This window comes from Hydrogenophaga sp. (assembly GCF_048549895.1).
Taxonomy (GTDB): Bacteria; Pseudomonadota; Gammaproteobacteria; order Burkholderiales; family Burkholderiaceae_C; genus Hydrogenophaga.
Genome location: NZ_JBLYYB010000134.1, coordinates 1 through 16,974 on the forward strand (window position 1 = coordinate 1; position 16,974 = coordinate 16,974).

Sequence of the window (16,974 nt, forward strand, 5' to 3'; positions counted from 1 at the left end):
CAGGCTTGTCGAACTTTAAAAACTTTCCAAACGAAAATGTCTCATCCAAATGAATGTGCAAGATGCTGAAGTAGAAATCATTTTTCAGCTTATAAGAAAGTCCCAAAATATTCTTTGCTCTATCCCCGCGTGAGATGTGCTCCTTCACGGCACGAAATAACTTTTTGTACCCGTCGCTTCCAATTTGGCTTTTTTCGCCGCCTACATGAGGAAGAACTTTGATATTGAAAAATTGAAATGTCGCCACTGATTGCCCCCTGAAAGCATTTGAGATGTCTAAATCTACTTACCCCAACTATCCTTCAACCCCGTAACCCGGTTGAACACCGGCTTAACTCCCGCCGAGTGATCCACCCGATCCGCCACAAAGTACCCAAACCGCTCGAACTGAAATTTCTCATCCGGTTTCGCCGCAGCCAATGACGGCTCCACATAAGCCGTCACCACCTTCAAGCTGTCCGGGTTCAGCGCTTCAATGAAGTCTTTGCCGCCGGCGTCGGGCTGGGGGTCGCTGAACAGGCGGTCGTACAGGCGCACTTCGGCGGGCACGCCGTCGGCCACGCTCACCCAGGTGATGGCGGCTTTGGCTTTCACGCTGTCGGCGCCGGGGGTGCCGCTCTTGGTGCCGGGGATCACCTTGGCGTGCACGGCGGTCACGGTGCCGCTGGCGTCTTTTTCGCAGCCGGTGCACTCGATCACGTAGCCGCCTTTGAGGCGCACCACGTTCCCAGGAAACAGGCGCTTGTAGCCCTTGGGGGGCACTTCTTCAAAGTCTTCGCGTTCGATCCACACCTCGTTGCCGATCTTGAACACGCGCTCGGGCGGCGGGGTCTGGCCTTCGGGCACGGCGTGGTGGGGCAGGGCGGGCTGGGTGCAGTCTTCCGTGTAGCCGTCTGAGCCAAAGGCCTCGGCCCAGTTGGTGAGCACCAGCTTGACGGGGTCGAGCACGGCCATGCCGCGGTGGGCCTTGTTTTCCAGGTCTTCGCGCAGGCAACCTTCAAGCGTGCTGTAGTCGATCCAGCTGTCGCTCTTGGTCACGCCGATGCGCTCGGCAAACATCTGGATGCTCTCGGGCGTGTAGCCGCGCCGGCGCAGGCCCACAATGGTGGGCATGCGCGGGTCGTCCCAGCCGCTCACCTTGTGGTCGTACACCAGCTGCGCGAGCTTGCGTTTGCTGGTGATCACATAGGTGAGGTTGAGCCGGGCAAATTCGTACTGGTGGGGCGCGGGGTGCGCGAGCAGGCCGCCTTCGCACAAGCGGTCCATCAGCCAGTCGTAAAACGGGCGCTGGTCTTCAAACTCCAGCGTGCAGATGCTGTGGGTGATCTGCTCCAGCGCGTCCTCAATGGGGTGCGCAAAGGTGTACATGGGGTAAATGCACCAGGTGTCGCCCGTGTTGTGGTGCGTGGCGCGGCGGATGCGGTAAATGGCGGGGTCGCGCAGGTTGATGTTGGGCGAGGCCATGTCGATCTTGGCGCGCAGCACCATGCTGCCGTCTTCGTGCTGGCCATCGCGCATTTCGCGAAAGCGGGCCAGGTTCTCGGCGGGCGTGCGGCTGCGAAACGGGCTGTCGGTGCCGGGCTTGCCGAAGTCGCCGCGCGCGGCGCGCATCTGCTCGGCGGTCTGTTCGTCCACATACGCGTGGCCGGCTTCCACCAGGTATTCGGCCGCGCGGTACATGAATGCAAAGTAGTCGCTGGCCTGAAACAGGTGGCTCTGGCCATTGGCTTCCCAGTTGAAGCCGAGCCACTGCACCGCGTCCAGGATGCTGTTGACGTACTCCGTGTCTTCCTTCTCGGGGTTGGTGTCGTCAAAGCGCATGTGGCACACGCCGCCGTAGTCGCGCGCCAGGCCAAAGTTGAGGCAGATGCTTTTGGCGTGGCCCACGTGCAGATACCCGTTGGGCTCGGGCGGGAAGCGGGTGCGAATCTTGGCGGGGTCGGGCTGGCCGGCGGCGTGGTGCGCGGCGTCGCCCGGGGTACCGGCCCAGCGGCGGGCGGCGTAGGTGCCTTTGTCCAGGTCGTTTTCGATGATCTGGCGCAGGAAGTTGCTGACCTTGTGTTCGCCCTCTGCGGGGGCGTTGGCGGTGGGGCTGGATGGCTTGCTGGGTGGGGTGTTGGAGCTCATCAAGGCATTCTATTGATGTCACCCGCGCTGTTTGGGTTTTGCCCAAACATCCCCACCCGATCATCCTGAGCCTGTCCTTCGACAGGCTCAGGATGATCGGGAAAACAAGGTGTGGGCGAGGGCTTCGACAGGCTCAGCCCGAACGGGGGTAGCTCAGCCCGAACGGAGGTGGCTTGGTGCCAACGGTCTGTGGCGCGGGGTGAATGGTCATGGCGCACAAGCTGGGCGGGGGTGCTATCCGGTATCGTCGTTGCGGAGTCGAGGAAACCCCCCGGGGCACACACAACATGCACAACGAACACCCTGAAACCATCCCCAACGAAGAGCCCACGCAGTGGGAGATCACCCAGGCTGAAGACGTGTTTTTGCCCTCGGTGCGCGTACGCCTGGGCTGGGCCGACATTGAAGCCGCGGTGGAGCGTGGCGCCATCGTGCCGAGCGAGGCGCATGCCTTGTGGGCCTCGTGGGCATCACCGGGCAGCGACCAGCGCGTGAGCGCTGACCAACTCGTGCCGTCTGGCGCACAGCCGGTGCCGTCGGGCGTGCCTCTGTCGCCCATGCCGCGCATGGCCCCCGGCCCGGCCTTCTCGTTCACCAACACGCTCTATTACTTCGGCGGCATGCTGGCCATCGGCGCCATGACGCTGTTCATGACGCTGGGCTGGGAACTGTTTGGCGCCTGGGGGGTGTTTGCGCTGGCGGTTGGTTACCTGGTGGGCGCGCTGCTGGTGGCGCGCAACCTCATGGTGCAGCGGCTGCGCACGCCAGCCGGTGTGCTGGCCACGCTGGCGGTGTGCCTGGTGCCGCTGGCCACCTGGGCGCTGCAGAGCGGCCTGGGTTTCTGGCCCGAAGGCACGAACGACAACTACAGGGACTACCACCGCTTCATCGACTGGCGCTGGCTCACGCTGGAGTTGGCCACGCTGGCGGCTGCGGTGGTCATGCTGCGCAGCTTCCGTTTGCCGTTCATGGTGATGCCGGTGGCGGTGACGCTCTGGTACCTCAACATGGACGTGGCGCACATGCTCATGCAGAAAAACGGCTTCGACTGGCAGTTCACGCGCGACGTGTCGCTGGTGTTTGGTCTCGCCACCTGTGCTGTTGCCGTGTGGGTGGATCTGCGCACGCGCGCATCAACACATCCGCTGAACCGGCAAGACTTCGCCTTCTGGCTTTACCTCTTCGGCGCCATCATGTTCTGGGGCGGCCTGAGCCTGCGTGACAGTGACTCGGAGCTCAACAAGTTCCTCTATGCGCTCATCAACGTGGGCCTGGTGTTCCTGAGCGCGGCCATTGGCCGGCGCGTGTTCACCGTGCTGGGTGCCGTGGGCGTGGCGGTTTACCTGGGCTACTTGTCGCACCGCGTGTTTGCCGACAGCCTGCTGTTCCCGTTTGCGCTCACGCTGCTGGGCTTGGGTGTGGTGGCGTTGGGCATCTGGTGGCAGCGGCGCGAGGCCGCCATTCATGCGCGGCTGGCCGGCTGCCTGCCAGCGGCCTTGAAGCCGCTGGCGCCCGGTTGACGTTCAGTACGTCAGGTTCAACTGCAGCACCGCCGTGGTGCCGCTCACTTCGTTGCCCACCACCAGCAGCGGTTTGCCGTTGGGGGACTGCGCAGCGGGGATGAACACCAGACCTTCGGGGCCGAGGTCGCCCACGGTGGCCAGGTTGCCCGCGATGGCGAGGGCCTCCGGGTCGCTGGTCCATTCGTCGCGGGTGTTCAGGTAGTCCACGCGGGTGGGTGCTGACGGGTTGGTGATGTCGTACACCAGCACGCCGCCCATGCGCTCCAGGCCCACGAAGGCAAAGGTCTTGCTGCCGATCTTGCCTACCGCCAGGCCTTCGGGCTCGGGGCCTTTGGCGTCGCTGCGGCTGTCCAGCGCATTGCCTTCGTCGTGGCCGGAGTTGAAGTAGGTGGCGCAGGGGATGTTGCGGGCCGAGCCGAGCTTGCAGTCGGCGCTGCTGAGGAACTGCTCGATGGCCGCGCCGGAGTCCCACACCAGGGCTCCGTTGGCGTCCCAGATGCTGAAGGAGCGTGCGCCGTAGCTGTAGAGCTTGTCGTACATGAGGCGGTCACCGGCGGGGTCTTGCAAGCCCGTCGTGGCATTGAAGCGCAGCGGGGTGCCCATGGCGTCGGTCTTGTAGCCCTGCGTCCAGCTGATGTTGAGCCGTCCCAGCTGGCCGTTGGCAATGCAGGTGCCCGGGTTGCCCGCCACAGCGCCGCAGTAGCCAAACACCGCCGGGTCGAGCAGGGCGCCTGCCAGTGGAGGCGTGCCCACCGTGCGCAACTGGGGCGGCACGGTGGCCCATCCGGCGGTGCGCGCCAGGGCCGAGACCCGCAGCTCTTCAATGAAGCCCAGCGACGCGTTTTGCGTGCCGAGGTAGTCGGGGTTGTCTTCGCCCCAGGCGCGCGCATCGCCTTCGTTGGCCGTCACCAGGTAGGTTTGCCCGCCCGCGCTGTAAGACGCCATGCTGTCAGGCAGGTACATGCCGTGCACGCCGGCCCAGGTCTTGATGTTGATGACGTTGTCGCGGTCGGACACGTCCAGCTCGTTGCCCGCCAGACCGTGGTTCTTGTAGCCCAGCGGCAGGATGTTGGTCACGGTCGCCGAGGCGATGTCCACCTTGGCCAGCGCGTTGTTCTCTTGCAGCGTCACCCAGGCGGTGGTGCCGTCGGCGGAGACGGCGATGTACTCGGGCTCCAGGTCTTTTGAAGCGGTGGCGCCCGGGCCGTAGATGCGCACACCGGCGGCGCGCAGTGTGGCCGTCTGGATGTCGAACGCGTTGAAGTTCGCAAGGCGCGCCACGGGTGCTGCGGGGTTGCGCACGTCGATCACGCTCACGCTGCCTTCGGGGTCGGTCTGGTAGTCGTCGCTGGGCTCGCCCTCGTTGGCCACCAGCACGGTGTTGCCGTCGGGCGTGAAGGTGATCATGTCGGGCTGCGCGCCGATGGTCACCGAACTGATGAGGCTGAGGTTGCTGGCGCGGTAAAGCGCCATGCGGCCCGGGTCGGTTTTCACGGGGGCCTGAATCGCCACGGCCACGATGCCGTTGAACACGGCCACGCTGTTGATCTCGGCGCCGGCGAGCACGGCGGTGGCGTCGAGCACGCCCACCTTCACCGGGCTGGCCGGGTTGGCGAGGTTGAGCACGTCCACAGCGCCCAGTTGGGCGTTGACCACGAAGAGGCGCTTGCTCGCAGCGTCAAACGCCGGAATTTCAGCAGCGCTCACGCCGAACTGGTTGGTGCTGTAGCCGCCGATCTTCTCCAGCGTGAGGCTCAGGGGCGTGGCTTCCACCACGGGGGCAGGGGTGGTGGGCGCATCGCTGCCGCCACCGCAGGCGGCGAGCGCAGCGGTCATGGCGATGGAGGTGGCGAACAGGCGGGCGCGCGGCTGCTGAGGCAGGAGTCTCATGGTGGTCTTGTGGTGGGGTTGAAACCCACGGTTGTAGGCAAGCACCATGAAACCCCGGTGACGACCGTGTGACGGCGGCGTGAATCCTCGCCGCTGGCCACCTGCGCAGGGCCGTCCGGCTACTGACCGAAGCGCGGACCGTCTTTCAAAAACGTGTCTTCTTCGGGTGTGCAGTCGCGCCCGAGCACGGCGTTGCGGTGCGGAAAACGCCCGTACTGCGCCACGATGTCGCGGTGCACCACGGCAAAGCGCAGGTTGTTGGCGAGCTTGTCGCGCAGCGTTTCAGGGCTGTTGTCCACCAGCTTCTGGAAGCGCGCCACGCACTCTTCCTGCAGCGCCAGGCTTTCTGCGTGCATGAGCGGCATGTAGAGAAACACGCAGCCGGCGGGCGTGAGCGTGGTGTCCATGCCTTCGGCGATTGAAAGCCGGCTCAGGCGCTGCGCACGGGCGTCGCCGTCAAAGGCGCGGCGCTGGCCACGGTGCACGTTGCGCGAGAGCTGGTCCAGCAGCACGATGAGCGCCAGCCGGGCGCGCGGCTCGGCTTCCCAGGCTGTGAGGCCGCCGTTCAGCGCTTCGTCCACCAGCGGGCCAAATCGCTGGCGGATGGCGTCGTCCTGCGCCGGGCCGCCGCCAAACCACAGCGCGTTGAGGTCTTGCGAGGGCCAGTCGCGCTGCAGGCCGTCGCCGAACCAGAAATCGAGCACTTCAAGGGCGGCGGAGGGTGGGATCGGGGGGTATCGGTCATGGGGGTTACGTCTGGCAACGACTTTGACGGGGCGTGCGGTACGGCGCAGCAGGCCGTTTCTTGTAATGCAGGCACAGGGTAACCAAAACCCTGACCCCCGCCCCATGCGAATTCAGGAGCCCCACATGAAAACCGCCTCACTCAAAACCCACTGGGCCCGCACCTCGGCGCTGGCCCGTGGCCTCACGCTGGTCGCCTTGACCGCCAGCGCCTGGGTCGCGTCCACCGCCGCCACACTGGTGCATGCGCGCGACAACATTTCGTGGTCCATCGGCATCGGCTCACCCGGCGTGGCCGTGGGTGTGTCCAACTACCCGCCGGTGTACGGGCACGCCTACCCCGTGTACGAAGAGCGTTACCCGGTCTACCAGGAACGCCGCCCCATCTACCAGCGCCCCATCGTCGTGCACCCACGCCCGGTGGTGGTCTACCCGCAGCCGGTTTATGTGCAGCCGCGTCCCTACTACCGCTCGGGCTGGGGCCACGGCCCCCGCTGGGACGACCGCCGCTACGGCCACGGTCACCGTAAACACGGTCATCGCGGCGGGCGCGACTGGGACGACGACGATGGCCATCGCGGCCACCGCTGATGGCGCTCACAACCGCGACACGGTGTCCCGGTTGTTTTGAGCGATGTGGCGGAAGTCTTTTGAGATGCGCGGTTCTTGCGCAGCCAGAGCCCAGAACTGCGAGGCCAGCTCAACGGCCTGTGGCCACACACCCAGCGTGTCGGCGTTGGGGTGCAGCGCACGCGCAGCGAAATCGCGCTCCACCAGTTCACCGTTCACCGGGGCATAGAGCATGGGCAACATGTCGTAAGTGGGTGAGAGGCGCCAACTGCCTTGGTCCAGCAGCAGCGAGATGTTGCCGTAGTGGCGATCGGTGTTGCCGATGAGTGCGCCGAATGCGTCGAGCAGGCGCAACTGGAGCGCGTCGCCTTCCGTCATCAGCTGCCGCGCCGCCATGCGTTGGGCGGTGGCGGCCCAGTGGTCCATCTGCCCCACGTATTGCGCGTCGTACACCAGCAGCGAGACCATGCCGATGCGGCCTTGGGCCGTGCGGTCAAAGCGCTGCGCTTCCAGAAAGACGCGGTTGGCCGCCACGACGATGCGGGTCTGGGCGGCAGGCAGGTTGTTCTGCGCCAGCGTGTGCAGTGCCAGGTGTTCGCACACCAGCAGATCGCGCCAGCGCTGGTCGACGGGTGCCTTGCCCGCCGGCGAAAACTTCACGATCAAAGGCTGGCCGTTCAGCGTGGTGCAGAACTTGGGCTGCTCTCCGCCCGCCGAGGAGCCCGGCAGCGTGCCCTGCATAGCGCGCTCGGCGAACGGGGGGTAGTCCTGCTCGGGAGCGGTGGTGGTCGAGAGCCGCTGGGCCAGCGTGTGAAAGCGCTCAAAGGCGGACTGACCCACGATGAGGTTGCCCGGCAGATCGTCCCCGGCCTGCACCAGCGCGCGGAGCACATCGTCTTCGCTCCAGTGGCGAAGGTCGTTGGGCAAGCGCAGTTCGGGATGGGCCTGCGCAAACGTGCGACCCATGAATCCCTGCGGTCTCATGTCTTGCAGAAACCACGGCAGACCGGCGTGCAGTTCGCGCGCACCATCTGCCTCTTCAACCCAGAAGCGCCCGCCTGGCAGCGCCACCATGCGGCCGAAAGCCGAGGTTCTGCCCTGAGCGTCCACCCGCATCAGGGGGATGTCACTGCCCACTCCCTCGATGTGTCGAGCCAGCAGGTATTGCTGTGAGCGGGCGGCTCCGACCTTGATCACCCGACCGTCGCGCAGCAAGGGCGCCAGCGCTCTGGATACCGTGGGTTGGCTCACGCCCATGCGCGCCTTCAGCTCGGCGCTGGTGGCCACGCCGCCGAGCAGTCGGAGGGCGTCCAGAAGGGGTTCGTTCATCGGGATTTGAATGGATTCATGAATAGATGGAAGAGTAGATCATTCTTGGGCGATTCGGTGGATTTTTGCGGTTCAAGTGAATAGATACTCGGCTCAAACAGAGGTCCAGCCGACAGGCCCGCTTCACATCGCCCGAAACCGCTCCGCGTAGAGCCGGCTCACGGCGAAGGTCTCGGTCCGGGCGCGCAGCCGCAGGCCCAGGCGCCCGGCTTCGTTGCGGGTGACGCTCTCGATGGCGTCGGCTCGCACCACGGTGCCCCGGTGGACCTGCCAGAACACGGCGGGGTCCAGCTGGGGCATCAGTTCTTTCAGCGGCGTGCGGATCAGCACCTCGCCTTGTGCGAGCAGCACGCGCACGTATTTGTCGGCCGCTTCAAACGCCAGCACCTCCCCCAGCTGCACCATGCGGATGCTGTTGCCCACACTGGCCGGTATGACCTGCAGGCGCGGGGCCGGGGACTGTGGTTGGGTCATGAGGCTGCGCAGTTGCTCCAGCGTGGCGTCCAGCACGCCGGTGGCGGGCCGGCGCTGCGCCAGCAAGGCCTGAACGCGCTGCACGGTGAGGCGCAGACGCTCGGGCTGCACCGGTTTGAGCAGGTAGTCCACCGCCTGGGTCTCGAAGGCCTGCACGGCGTAGGCGTCAAACGCGGTCACAAACACCAGCGCGGGAAACGGGTGGTCGTCGGGCCATTCTTCGGCCAGTTCGGCAGCGGCTTCCAGTCCGCTCTGGCCGGGCATGCGGATGTCGAGAAACAGCACATCGGGCCGCAGCGCCAGCGCCTGCACCACGGCGGCTTCGCCGTCGCCCACGACCTTCACCACCGCCAGTTCGGGCCAGGCGTGCAGCAGCTCGGCCTGCAGGGCCTGGGCCAGCAGCGGTTCGTCTTCGGCAATGAGGGCGGTGGCGTTCATGGGGTTTGCAGGGGCAGGGTGAGCAGGGCGCGGGTGCCGGCGCCGGGGGCGCTGTGCCAGTGCAGCCGGGCCTGGCCGGGGTAGGCGGTGGCCAGGCGTTCGCGCACCTGGCTCAGGCCGAAACCAGCGGCCGGCTCGGCCTCGCAGCCCACGCCGGTATCGCTCACCTCCAGCTCCAGACCGCCTTGGCCCTGGCGCGCCACCACGCGGATCTCGCCGCCATCCACGCTGGGCTCCAGCCCGTGGCGGATGCCGTTTTCCACCAGCGGCTGCAGCAGCAGGGGCGGCACGCTCAGGCGGCTCAGGGCCTCGGGCAGATCCAGCGTGTAGCGCAGGCGCGGGCCCATGCGCACGGCCATGAGTTCGAGGTAGTCGCGCAGCCGCGCGAATTCGTCGGCCAGGGTGTGGTGCCCGGCGGTGGCGTCGGCGCGCGAGGCGGTGAGCGTGGCGCGCAGAAAGTCGTTGAGCCGGTCCAGCATGGCCAGAGCGCGTTCGGGGTCGGTGGTGATCAGCGCGCGCAGGTTGGCGAGGGTGTTGAACAGCATGTGGGGCTCGAGTTGGGATTCGAGCAGCTTGAGGCGGGCCTCGCTGGCCTGGCGCTGGGCCTCTTCGCCGGCCAGCCGGGCGCGGGCGAGCATCTCGCGGCTGGTGAAGTAGTAGGCGCCAAACCCGCCGGCCGAGAGCGACATCAGCACGAAGCCCAGGGTGGCGCGCGGAAAGTTGTTCAGGCCGATCAGCAGCGGACGCCCCAGCAGCAGGTTGGCGCATGCGCTGCCGAGCGGGTAGGCGATCAGCACCGCACCCACCACCAGCGCAGCCATGGCCGGCGCGCCAGGCCAGCCGCCGGGGTGCAGCACGAAGCGCCCGCCGTCGATCAGGCCCCAGATGAACAGCCCGATGAACTGGGAATAGACCATGTTCACCGCAAAGGTCTCGCCGCCGACCAAGGTGATCGCCAGCGCAATGACCGAGTTGAACACCACGGTGGCAAAGGCCCGGCGGGCGATGGTGGCGGGGTTCAGCGGCGGCATGGGCGCAGTATCCCGCAAGGCCAGGGAACCGACCCCGTTCACACCAGCCCCAGCCAATGGCTCCAGAGCATGTGGCCCAGGAAGCGCCCGGGCATCAGCGTGAACGCGCCTGCGATCAGGCAGGCGCTCACGTACAGCGAGACCATGGTCTTGCGGTGGCCGTTCACGTTGCCGCGCAGGAGTTGACGAAAGGCCAGGAACAGGCTGAACAGCACGACCGGGATCAGCAGGTGGATGGCCGAGAAGCCGGCGATGTTGGGCACGGCGGGGTCGCTGATGAAGATGGCCGACAAGGCCGTGACGAGCATCAACGCGACCCAGGCGTAGCCTGCGGCGCGGTGCAGCCGGGGGCGCTGGCTGTGGGGCTGGCGGCTGGCGTGGCCACGGCGCGCCCACAGGGCAATGGGGCCGATGGCCACGGCGGCGATGGCGGCGGTCATGTGCACGGCGATGAGGGGTGTGAGTTGCATGGCGCTCTCCGTTGGGTGGTTGAGCGCACTGTGCCCAGCGGCGGCTGGCGGGCCCAGCGGATTGCGACGGATCGGGCCGGTGGTGGCGCGAAACGCCCGGTGCGCGGCGTGAACCGCAGCAGGGGGTGGTTCTTTACCGCAGCGAAACCCGGCAGATACCCCGCAGCGATCAAGTCTGGACCCCCGTTCCTACAATGGACCGATGAAAAAGACGACATGGATTTCGGGTGCGGTGGTGCTGGCTCTGGTGGCCGGCGGCGGCTGGTGGTGGAGCCAGCGCAGTGCGCAGTCGGCGGTGCAGTACCGCACCGCGACCATCGAGCGCGGCCCGCTGCAGGCCAGTGTGTCGGCCAGTGGCACGGTCAATCCGGTCACGCAGGTGTCGGTGGGCACCCAGGTCTCGGGCCAGGTGCGTGCGGTGTATGTGGACTTCAACACCGAAGTGAAGGCTGGCCAGCTGATCGCCGAGATCGACCCGCAGACGTTTGAATACCGCCTGAGTTCTTCGCAGGCCGACCTGGACGCCTCGCGCGCGGCGGTGCAGATCGCGGTGGCCAATTCGGCGTCGAGCCGGGCCAATGTGTCGCGCGCGCAATCGGATGTGGCCGAGGCACAGCGCACCCACGAGCGCAACGTGAACCTGGTCGGGCAGGGGTTCATTGCCCAGAGCGAGGCCGACCGCACGCGCGCCGCGCTCGTCTCGGCGCAGGAATCGCTCAAGGCGGTGCAGGCGCTGGTGGGCGTGAGCGAGGCGCAGATCAAGAGCGCGCAGGCCAACGTGGCGCAGCGCGAGGCGGCGGTGGCGCAGGCGCGCATCGACCTCTCGCGCACCCGCATCACCTCGCCGGTGGACGGCATCGTGATCAAGCGCACCGTGGAAAAAGGCCAGACCGTGGCCGCCAGCCTGCAGGCGCCCGAGCTGTTCGTGATCGCGCAAAACCTCTCCGACATGCAGGTGGACGCCAGCATCGACGAGGCCGACGTGGGCCGCATCCAGCCGGGGCAAAAGGCCAGCTTCACGGTGGACGCGTTCCCCGGCCAGAGATTTGCAGGTGAAGTGCGCCAGGTGCGCAAGGCCGCCACCAACGTCTCCAGTGTGGTGACCTACGTGGCCGTGGTGGGCTTCTCCAACGCCGATGGGCGCCTGCTGCCGGGCATGACGGCCAATGTGCGTGTGGTCACCGAGTCGCGCGAATCGGTCCTCAAGGTGCCCAACGCTGCGCTGCGCGTGCGCATCGCGGGTGTCGAGCCCGCGCCAGTGCCCGAGGGCCCCGCCGATGCGCCCACCACTGCTGGCACCCCACCCCGCACAGGCGCAGCGAGCAACGCTGGCGCCCCGGCCACTGCCCGACCGCCGGCTGTGGCTGCACCCCGTGATGGTCGAGGTGGTGTGTCTTCGCGAGGCCGTGTCTTTGTGCTGAACGCCAAAGGCGAGCCAGCGGCCTACAACGTTCGGCTGGGCGTGACCGATGGCTCTCATACCGAGATCATGGTGCGATCCGACGGGCCTGCAGCACAAGCGGTGGTCGAGGGCGCGACCGTGGTCACCGGTGTGAGTGCCTCCGCCACGCCCGCGCGCGGCAGTGGTCCGCGCATGTCTTTCTGAACCCGTACCACCCAACACCGGCATGACCGACCAGATGACGCTGATCGAAACGAAGGACCTGACGAAGGCCTACACCATGGGTGATCAGACGGTGCACGCCCTGGCCGGTGTGTCCCTGACCATCGAAGCGGGGGAGTTCGTTGCGATCATGGGGGCATCCGGGTCGGGCAAGTCCACGCTGATGAACATCCTGGGTTGCCTGGACCTGCCCGATGGCGGCGAGTACCGGCTGGCGGGCGAGGCGGTGCAGACCATGAGTGCGGATGCGCTGGCGGCTGTGCGCAACCGCCGTATCGGGTTTGTCTTTCAACAGTTCAACTTGTTGCCACGAACCAGCGCCCAGGAAAATGTGGAACTGCCCATGGTTTACGCTGGAGTGTCCAACGAAGAGCGCCACCGGCGCGCCCGCGAGGCGCTCCAGCGCGTGGGCCTGGGCGAACGCGCAGATCACACGCCTGCCGAATTGTCGGGTGGCCAGCAGCAACGCGTGGCCATCGCCCGCGCTCTCGTCAACCGGCCCCAGCTCATCCTGGCCGATGAACCCACCGGCGCACTGGATACGCGCACGAGCGAGGACATCATGGGGCTGCTGACCGAGCTCAATGAACAGGGGATCACTGTGGTGCTGGTCACGCACGAGCACGATGTTGCGGCCTGGGCGCGGCGCAGGCTGGTGTTTCGCGATGGACAGGTGGTTGAAGACGCTGTGCAGCCCGGACACAGAACTCAGGCAGCACACGCATGAACACACTCTCTGCAATGCGCAGCGCGTGGCGTGCGCTGCGGGCCAATCCACTGCGCAGCTTGTTGACCATGCTCGGCATCATCATTGGCGTGGCCGCCGTCATCACCATGATCGCGATCGGCCAAGGAGCCACCGAGCGTGTGCAGGAGCACATGAAAGTGCTCGGCGCCAACGTGATGCTGGTGTTGCCCGGCAGCTCCAACAGCGGCGGTGTGCGCCAGGGCGCACAGAGCAGTCAGGCATTGAATGAAGTCGACGCCCAGGCCATTGCGCTGGAAGTGCCCGAGGTGCAGGTGGCCGCGCCGAGCTCACGTGCCACGGTTCAGGCGGTCTACGGCGGCACCAACTGGAGCACACCGGTTTTTGGTGCCACCAACGACTACCTGGAAGCGCGCGACTGGCCCTTGGCCAGCGGCCGGCTGTTCGAAGCAGCCGAGGCTCAGGGTGCGGCCAAGGTCGTGATACTCGGGCAGACGGTGGCGCGCGAACTGTTCGGCGACCAGGACCCGGTGGATCAGGTGATCCGGCTGCGCAATGTGCCCGTGACCGTGATCGGGGTGCTTGCACTCAAGGGACAGAACTCCTGGGGCTCGGACCAGGACGACATCGCCATCGTGCCGCTGAACACTTTTCGCAACCGCATTCAGGGCGACGCCGCCGGGCGGGTGAAGCGTGTTGCGAGCATTTCGGTCAAGGTGCGCGATGGAAACGACATGAAAGTGGCCGAAGACAACATCCGCGAACTGCTGTTGCAGCGAATGCGGGTGCAGCCAGGAGCCGACGAGCCTTTCCGGATACGCAACCTCACCGAAATGCTGCAGGCACAGGAAGAGTCCAGCCGCACGATGACGCTGCTGCTCTCGGCCGTGGCCGGCGTGAGTCTGATCGTGGGGGGCATCGGCATCATGAACATCATGCTGGTGAGCGTGACCGAGCGCACCCGGGAGATCGGCCTGCGCATGGCGGTGGGCGCGCGCGGGCGCGACATCCTCACGCAGTTTTTGATCGAGGCGGTGACGCTGAGCCTCATTGGTGGTGCCATCGGTGTGCTGCTGGGCGCCATCGCCACCTGGGCGGTCGGCCAGTTCGCGGGCTGGCAGGTGAGCATGACGCTCAACTCCATCGTGCTGGCGGCGGGCTTCTCGGCGCTGGTGGGTGTGTTCTTCGGCTTCTACCCGGCCAAACGCGCCTCGGAACTGCTGCCGATCCAGGCCTTGCGCCACGAGTGAGCGCGCCCGGGCAGCAGGTACGATACCGGCTTGCTCGTCGGACCCTCGGTGGGACCGCGCACCACCTGAGAACCCGCTCCCATGGATTTTGTGTTGTTGATCAAGGCCGCCATCATGGGCGTGGTGGAAGGCCTGACCGAGTTCATCCCGGTGTCTTCCACCGGCCACCTCATCCTGGCGGCGTCGCTCCTGAACATGCCAGGCGAGAAGATCAAGCTCTTCGAGGTGGTGATCCAGACCGGCGCGATGATGGCCATCGTCTCGCTTTATGCCGGCAAGCTGTGGGAAACGCTGGTGGGCCTGCCCCGCGAGCAACGCGCGCAACGCTTCACGCTCAACGTGCTGGTGGGTTTCTTCCCAGCCGCCTTGCTGGGCTTCCTGTTCATCGGCGTCATCAAGAGCGTGCTGTTCAACCCGCTGGTGGTGGCCCTGGGCTTCATCGTCGGCGGCGTGGTGATCCTGTGGGCCGAGCGGCGCCAGGGACGCGGTGTGGTGCCGCGCATCGAATCGGTGGACGACGTGCGCTGGACCGACGCGCTCAAGGTGGGCCTGGTGCAGTGCGCGGCGCTGGTGCCCGGCGTGAGCCGCTCGGGCGCCACCATCATCGGCGGCTTGCTGCTGGGTTTCAGCCGCAAGGCCGCCACCGAGTTCAGCTTTTTCCTGGCCATCCCCGTGCTGTTTGGCGCCGCCGCCTACGACCTTTACAAGAGCCGAGACTTGCTGAGCACAGCCGACATCCCGCTGTTCGCCGTGGGCTTGTTTTTCTCGTGGCTCTCGGCCTGGGTGTGCGTGCGCTGGTTGCTGCGCTTCGTGGCCACCCACACGTTTGCCCCGTTCGCCTGGTACCGCATTGCGTTTGGTGCGCTGATCTTGTTGACCGCAGCCATGGGCTGGGTTGACTGGGTCGCCTGAGCCGGCTGCCTACGCCGCCAGGGAGGCGTAGAGCGTGAAAAAGAAGGTGGCGCCTTTGCCGGGCTCACCGGTGGCGCCCATGCCACCGCCGTGGCGCTGCACGATGCGCAGCGAGGTGGCCAGACCAATGCCCAGGCCCGAGAACTCATGCGGCATGTGCAGGCGCTGGAACGGCTGGAACAGCTTGTTGGCCCGGGCCATGTCGAAGCCCGCGCCGTTGTCGCTCACGCAGAACTGCGTCTGTCCTTTTTCCACCCTCGCATAGACCCGAATGCAAGCCTCGGGCGTCTGGGCGCTGTATTTCCAGGCGTTGTGCAGCAGGTTCTGCAGGAGCGCCTCCACCAGCGGCGGGTCGGCCATGGCCTCAAGCCCCGGCTCGACCACCCAGCGCACCTTGCGCTGCGCATCGGTGCTGGCGAACTCCTCCAGCAGCCGGGTGGCGATGGTGCTCAGGTTGACCGGCTTGCGCTGCAGGTCTCCGCGCGAGAACTGGGAAAGGGTGAGCAGACCGTCGATGAGTTCCCCCATCTTCTTGCTCGCACCCATGATGCGTTCCAGGTGCGAGAGGCTCTCCTCGGTCCACGCCGGGTTGTCTTCGCGCAGCGCCTGTGCAAAGCCGTTGATGATGCGCAGGGGTGAGCGCAGGTCGTGGGCCACGGCGTAGGAGTAGCTCTCCAGTTCGTCGTAGGCGGCCTTGAGGGCACGCGTGCGCTCGTCGATGCGTTGTTCCAGCGAGGCATTGAGTTGCTGGATCTGCATCTCGTTGCGTTTGCGCTGGGTGATGTCCTGGGTGACGCCCAGGGCGCGCACGGCGCGGCCCTTGGGGTCGCGATCAAACTCCGCCCGCACCGAAAACCAGCGGTGCTCGCCGCGAATGATGAGCCGGTATTCGATGTCGTAGTCGGCCTGGCCCTTGACCGCCATGGCCCACTGCTTCAGGACCGTCGCCCGGTCGTCGGGGTGCGTGAGGGCCAGCAGCTCGTCGTCGGTGAACTCGGCGGACGGCAGATCGAGCACCTCGTGCGATCCGGACAAGGTGGAAAAACGGCGGGTGGCCACGTCGGCCTGCCAGCTGGCCAGGTCTGCGAGCTGGTGGGCCTGGCGCAGCAGTTGTTCGCTGGTGCGCAAGGCCTGCTCGGTGGACTTGCGTGTGGTGATGTTCTGCACCACGGCAATGAGGTAGTCGGGCTGCCCGTCGGGCAGGCGCACCAGCGAAAGCGTGAGGTGCACCCAGACCATCTGGCCCTGTTTGTGGATGTAGCGCTTCTCGATGTTGTAGCTGGAGATCTCGCCTTTGAGGGTGCGCGCGAGCTGGCCTTCATCCAGCGAGAGGTCGTCGGGATGGGTGAAATCCCGGTAGCTCAGCGTCTGGATCTCCGCCCGGGTGTAGCCGATCAGGTCGCAATAGGTCTGGTTCACGCGGATCCAGCGCCCGTCGATGTGGCTGTGCGCCATGCCGGTGGAGCTGAACTCGAAGGTGTCGCGCAGCTGTTTGGCGCCGAGCTGCACCTCTTCGGTGGCCTGCCGCAGGCGCTTGTTCTGCTGCTGCATGAACCCGATGGCACCCACCACCACCAGCTGCGTGATCAGGTGCCACAGGTTGAGCCAGAAGGCCTCCACCGGGTCGTCAAAAACGAAGCTGAAATAGGGTTTGACCAGCAGGAAGTTGATGATCAGCATGCCCACCACGGTGCTGAACATGCCCACCCGAAAACCGCCGTAGAGGGCGGACAGCGCAGCAGCAAGCGACAGGGTGATGAAGCGCCCACCCGATTCGGCCGGGGCCAGCGCCACGCGAATCCAGGCGGCCAAGACCGTGATCAGCAGAGCGACCACCAGGCGCGTGGCCATGCTGTGTTGTTCGGGCTGCCAGTTGACGTACCGCC

At 66.2% G+C, this 16,974-nt stretch carries 15 protein-coding genes; 6 read left to right on the top strand and 9 right to left on the bottom strand.

Annotated elements, in window-relative coordinates:
• Positions 1 to 247: hypothetical protein (locus ACN4F8_RS13615; RefSeq protein ID WP_419474092.1), on the bottom strand; the 247-nt coding region annotated here is incomplete at its 3' end.
• A gap of 35 nt (positions 248 to 282) precedes the next feature.
• Positions 283 to 2,127 carry a glutamine--tRNA ligase/YqeY domain fusion protein gene (locus ACN4F8_RS13620; RefSeq protein ID WP_419474093.1) on the bottom strand — a complete coding sequence of 615 codons (1,845 nt, stop codon included), beginning with the start codon at positions 2,125 to 2,127 and terminating at the stop codon, positions 283 to 285.
• 287 nt (positions 2,128 to 2,414) lie between these two features.
• Between ACN4F8_RS13620 and ACN4F8_RS13625 the strand changes: the two genes are divergently transcribed.
• Positions 2,415 to 3,647: a DUF2157 domain-containing protein gene (locus ACN4F8_RS13625; RefSeq protein WP_419474094.1), complete on the top strand. Its 1,233-nt coding sequence runs from the start codon at positions 2,415 to 2,417 to the stop codon at positions 3,645 to 3,647.
• Positions 3,648 to 3,650: 3 nt separating this feature from the next.
• Here the strand turns inward: ACN4F8_RS13625 and ACN4F8_RS13630 are convergent, their stop codons facing one another.
• Positions 3,651 to 5,540, bottom strand: coding sequence for a choice-of-anchor I family protein (locus ACN4F8_RS13630; protein ID WP_419474095.1), 1,890 nt, complete (start codon positions 5,538 to 5,540; stop codon positions 3,651 to 3,653).
• A 119-nt stretch (positions 5,541 to 5,659) separates the two neighbouring features.
• On the bottom strand, positions 5,660 to 6,244 hold the full coding sequence (locus tag ACN4F8_RS13635; protein WP_419474096.1) for a DUF924 family protein: 585 nt from the start codon (positions 6,242 to 6,244) through the stop codon (positions 5,660 to 5,662).
• A 166-nt stretch (positions 6,245 to 6,410) separates the two neighbouring features.
• On the opposite strand from ACN4F8_RS13635, the gene ACN4F8_RS13640 reads away from it, so the two are divergent.
• Positions 6,411 to 6,875, top strand: a complete 465-nt coding sequence (locus tag ACN4F8_RS13640; protein WP_419474097.1) for a hypothetical protein — start codon at positions 6,411 to 6,413, stop codon at positions 6,873 to 6,875.
• 6 nt (positions 6,876 to 6,881) lie between these two features.
• On the opposite strand, the gene yjjJ is transcribed toward ACN4F8_RS13640, so the two are convergent.
• The 4 genes from yjjJ to ACN4F8_RS13660 all read right to left on the bottom strand — a co-directional run bounded on the left by yjjJ (position 6,882) and on the right by ACN4F8_RS13660 (position 10,596).
• Positions 6,882 to 8,183 carry a type II toxin-antitoxin system HipA family toxin YjjJ gene (gene yjjJ / locus ACN4F8_RS13645; protein ID WP_419474098.1) on the bottom strand — a complete coding sequence of 434 codons (1,302 nt, stop codon included), beginning with the start codon at positions 8,181 to 8,183 and terminating at the stop codon, positions 6,882 to 6,884.
• A gap of 123 nt (positions 8,184 to 8,306) precedes the next feature.
• Positions 8,307 to 9,095 (bottom strand): LytR/AlgR family response regulator transcription factor, encoded by a 789-nt coding sequence (locus ACN4F8_RS13650; protein ID WP_419474099.1) that lies wholly within the window; start codon positions 9,093 to 9,095, stop codon positions 8,307 to 8,309.
• A complete protein-coding gene (locus tag ACN4F8_RS13655) occupies positions 9,092 to 10,126 on the bottom strand; it encodes a sensor histidine kinase (protein ID WP_419474100.1) in 1,035 nt (344 codons plus the stop codon). Before ACN4F8_RS13655 ends, ACN4F8_RS13650 begins: the two co-directional genes overlap by 4 nt.
• Before the next feature lie 38 nt (positions 10,127 to 10,164).
• Entirely contained in the window at positions 10,165 to 10,596 is a 432-nt protein-coding gene (locus ACN4F8_RS13660) for a DUF2306 domain-containing protein (protein WP_419474101.1), read from the bottom strand.
• Between the two features lie 202 nt (positions 10,597 to 10,798).
• Here ACN4F8_RS13660 and ACN4F8_RS13665 point away from each other — a divergent pair, with 202 nt between their 5' ends.
• The 4 genes from ACN4F8_RS13665 to ACN4F8_RS13680 all read left to right on the top strand — a co-directional run bounded on the left by ACN4F8_RS13665 (position 10,799) and on the right by ACN4F8_RS13680 (position 15,088).
• A complete protein-coding gene (locus tag ACN4F8_RS13665; protein ID WP_419474102.1) occupies positions 10,799 to 12,202 on the top strand; it encodes an efflux RND transporter periplasmic adaptor subunit in 1,404 nt (467 codons plus the stop codon).
• A 22-nt stretch (positions 12,203 to 12,224) separates the two neighbouring features.
• Complete coding sequence (locus ACN4F8_RS13670) at positions 12,225 to 12,947, top strand: ABC transporter ATP-binding protein (RefSeq protein WP_419474103.1); 723 nt, start codon at positions 12,225 to 12,227, stop codon at positions 12,945 to 12,947.
• The gene (locus tag ACN4F8_RS13675; protein ID WP_419474104.1) at positions 12,944 to 14,176 is read left to right on the top strand and encodes an ABC transporter permease; all 1,233 of its coding nucleotides are present in this window, start codon (positions 12,944 to 12,946) and stop codon (positions 14,174 to 14,176) included. Before ACN4F8_RS13670 ends, ACN4F8_RS13675 begins: the two co-directional genes overlap by 4 nt.
• 81 nt (positions 14,177 to 14,257) lie before the next feature.
• Complete coding sequence (locus tag ACN4F8_RS13680) at positions 14,258 to 15,088, top strand: undecaprenyl-diphosphate phosphatase (RefSeq protein ID WP_419474105.1); 831 nt, start codon at positions 14,258 to 14,260, stop codon at positions 15,086 to 15,088.
• Positions 15,089 to 15,097: 9 nt separating this feature from the next.
• Here the strand turns inward: ACN4F8_RS13680 and ACN4F8_RS13685 are convergent.
• Positions 15,098 to 16,974 (bottom strand): PAS domain-containing protein (locus ACN4F8_RS13685; RefSeq protein ID WP_419474106.1); only part of this gene is annotated, 1,877 nt, incomplete at its 5' end.